General features: G+C 36.0%; 3 protein-coding genes. All 3 read left to right on the top strand.

Going from position 1 to position 3,326, the window contains the following annotated elements; all coding sequences use genetic code 11:
• Positions 1–175: 175 nt before the first annotated feature.
• The 3 genes from M2139_RS14165 (at position 176) to M2139_RS14155 (ending at position 3,213) form a co-directional block, all read left to right on the top strand.
• Positions 176–1,204, top strand: a complete 1,029-nt coding sequence (locus M2139_RS14165; protein ID WP_280739507.1) for an SDR family NAD(P)-dependent oxidoreductase — start codon at positions 176–178, stop codon at positions 1,202–1,204.
• A gap of 182 nt (positions 1,205–1,386) precedes the next feature.
• Entirely contained in the window at positions 1,387–1,941 is a 555-nt protein-coding gene (locus M2139_RS14160) for an NAD(P)H-dependent oxidoreductase (RefSeq protein WP_280739506.1), read from the top strand.
• A 189-nt stretch (positions 1,942–2,130) separates the two neighbouring features.
• Positions 2,131–3,213: an iron-containing alcohol dehydrogenase family protein gene (locus M2139_RS14155; protein WP_280739505.1), complete on the top strand. Its 1,083-nt coding sequence runs from the start codon at positions 2,131–2,133 to the stop codon at positions 3,211–3,213.
• The last annotated feature ends 113 nt before the right edge of the window (positions 3,214–3,326 follow it).

The raw sequence follows: 3,326 nt of genomic DNA, 5'->3' as shown, positions 1-3,326 counted from the left end.
TCTTTTTTATTTTACTAGAAAAAACGCATGAAATGAACGATTTTTCGTTATTTCATGCGTTTTTTGTTAGAGACTTTTGTCACAGCCCCTTTTATTTTGATTATAATCTTTTAGTAATAAACAATAACAACTAATATTTTATAAAATTAGTTACTAAAAGGAATGAATAATCATTATGGAAAACAATATGCAAAACCCTTTATTAACAGGTTATCATCACTTTTCAACGCCAGCAGATGTATTGACTGATGTTGATTTACATGGAAAAAATGCCGTAGTCACTGGTGGCTATACTGGCATTGGTTTATGGACTACCAAAGCTTTAGTTTCTGCTGGTGCTCATGTGACTGTTTTAGCTCGTGATATCAAACGTGCACAGCACAATCTGAAAAAAATTCCTAATACCGAAATTATCTATTTTGACTTATTAAAACCAGAAACCATCGACTTAGCTGCCAAAACAATTGTAGATAGCAATCGCCCTCTGCACTTTCTGATTAATAGCGCTGGAATCATCGGGATTCCTTTAACCAGAGATCATCGCGGCTATGAATATCAATTTGCTACCAATCACTTAGGTCATTTTCAATTGACAGCTCGCTTATATCCAGCATTAAAAAAAGCTCATGGCGCTCGTGTTATCTCAGTAACTTCTCGCGGTCATCGCTGGGGTGGTGTTCTTTTTGATGATCCTAATTTTGAAAAAACGGTCTACTCAGCCAATCGTGCTTACGCTGCCTCTAAATCAGCCCTTTCACTATTTATGGTTCATTTAGATACCCTTGCTAAAAAAGACAATATCCGAGCCTTTGCTGTGCATCCGGGACCTATTCCTTCATCAGATTTATTTGCTGAAAGTATTGTAGGCATAAAGCCCAACTATCAAGTAGCGCTAACTCGCTTATCTGCTAAACTAATGCGTGGTCTTCATCTTACTGAATTACTAAATATCATCCGTAAACCACAAACTGGCGATGCTTTTAAAACCATTCAACAAGGAGCAACTACATCAGTCTGGTGTGCAACTAGCGCAGAATTAGCAGCCATCGGTGGCGTTTATTGCGAAGATGCAGATATCGCTGAAATCGTCTCTGAAGACAGTCAAGCTCCTTATGGTGTGCGTCCTTGGGCGATTGATCCTCAGTTAGCTGAAAGATGTTGGTTACTAAGTGAAAAAATGACTGGGATTAAATTTACAATCTAAAAAAATATTTTTTCTGAATTAAACTATAAAAAGCATATCATTTGTACTTTTCCCTATTTCCCTCTATCATAAAGGTAAGCTTAAAGCTTATCTAATAGTACAAAGATTCGTTAACTGAATCATTCAGCCTAATTTATCTTTGAAAAATTATTATTATGAAACGCACGAGGAGGAAATTTATTATGACAAAAAGAATTGGTTTTTTCATTGGTAGTTTACGTAAAAATTCTTACAATCGTAAAGTTGCAGAAAAACTAGCACATTTTTTACCTGCTGACTTTGAAGCCGTTTTTGTAGAACTTGGTGATTTACCTTTATATAATGAAGATTTAGATGTCGCTGGCAAAGAACCAGTTGCTTGGCAACGTTTTAGAAATGAAGTGAACACATTAGACGGTGTGGTTTTCGTAACGCCTGAGTACAATCGTTCCGTACCAGCAGTTTTAAAAAATGCTTTAGATGTGGGTTCTCGCCCTTATGGTCAAAGCGTTTGGGATGGCAAACCTGGTTTAGTTGTTTCTGTTTCACCAGGAGCAATTGGCGGTTTCGGTGCTAACCATCATTTACGCCAATCTTTAGTTTTCCTTAATATCCCAACGTTGCAACAACCAGAAGCTTATATCGGCAATATTAGCCAATCAATTGATGAAGATGGTGAAATTATCGAAAAAACCCAAGCTTTCTTAAAATTAATTGTTGATAAATATATCGTCTTTTTTGAAGCTAATCAACTTTAAAAGTTAACACATCTTTCTTTATTCCTAATTCCTATAAGCCATAAAAGTAGTTTGCCTTGGCAGCTGCTTTTATTTTTCCGCTCTTTTTGATAATTATTTTCTGAAAATTCTTTCAATTCATTGACAGAAAATTTTTTTCAACGTAAAATAATAAAAATTAATACTATGAACTAAACAAGGAGTGTTTTTATGGATATAGCTAATGAAGTCCGCCCTGGCGCGAATCGTTTTGTTAGTGGCGCAAATATTTTACAAGATTTACCTAAATATTTAACAGATTTTGAAAAAATTATCATTATTACTGGTGAAATCTCTTGGAAAATTTTTAATGATTATTATCAAAAAGAATTGCCTTATCCAGTATTTCCTTACGATGGTAGTGCCAGCGATGAAGATGCAGCCCGCCTAGCTAAAGAAATCGGAAGAGCAGATATGGTTATCGCGATTGGTGGTGGACGCGTGGCAGATACCGCTAAATTAACCGCTGAACTTTTGGATTGTGAATTAACTACCATTCCTACTTTGATTTCTAATTGTGCTCCTTACACACCAGTTGCTGCTGTTTATCACCCAGACCATACATTTAAGCGGATGGGCTTCTTTAAAAGAGCCCCTTACCTTTGCCTTGTTGATTGGCAATTTCTGTTGACCACGCCAAAAGATTATTTAATTGCTGGCATTGGCGATACTGTTGCAAAATGGTATGAGATTGAAGGCATCACGCGTCGTCTACCTGCTGAAAAGCAAACTGCTTTTATTCGTTTAGGCATTGCTAGCGCGAAAGAAATTTTGACGATTTTATTAGCGGATGCTAGAGCAGCAGTCACTTCTTTAGAAGAGCAAACAATTTCAGTTGCTTTTGGTCGTATTACTGATACAATTATCGCTTTAGCAGGTGAAGTGGGTGGTTTTGCGGTCAGCTTTGGTCGAACAGCTGGCGCTCACGCTATTCATAATGGCTTATCATTTTTACCAGCTACCCACAGCAAATTACATGGTATGAAAGTTGCTTATGGTGTCTTGGTACAATTAAGCTACACTAATGATTTTGCTGAAATTGACCAGTTATTGCCCTTTTATCATGACTTACAATTACCAACAAAACTAGCAGATATCAATGTTTATGAATACAACCAAGAAATTTTACAACCAGTGACTGATTTTGCAGCAAGTAGCATCGAATTTTTCAAACTTATTGACCCAGAAATCACTTCTGAAAAAACTTTTGTTGCAATGGATAATTTAGAAAAATACATCGCTAAAAACGTCTAAAAAAAGAAACCAAGTGAATTTGGAACTGCCACTATAATTAGATACAACTAAAAAGGAGCACCTCAAATTTGGTAAAATAAATTTGGAGGTGTTTTCTGATGTCAAAACATAAT

This window comes from Enterococcus sp. PF1-24 (assembly GCF_029893325.1).
Classification (GTDB): Bacteria; Bacillota; Bacilli; order Lactobacillales; family Enterococcaceae; genus HY326.
The sequence above is the reverse complement of the archived record's forward strand: the minus strand, read 5'-3'. Positions and strand labels throughout refer to the sequence as shown.

Bases quoted from the DNA above. Each gene is read 5' to 3' on its own strand.
- M2139_RS14165 (WP_280739507.1), top strand. From the start codon at position 176: ATGGAAAACAATATGCAAAACCCTTTATTAACAGGTTATCATCACTTT.
- M2139_RS14155 (WP_280739505.1), top strand. From the start codon at position 2,131: ATGGATATAGCTAATGAAGTCCGCCCTGGCGCGAATCGTTTTGTTAGT.
- M2139_RS14160 (WP_280739506.1), top strand. From the start codon at position 1,387: ATGACAAAAAGAATTGGTTTTTTCATTGGTAGTTTACGTAAAAATTCT.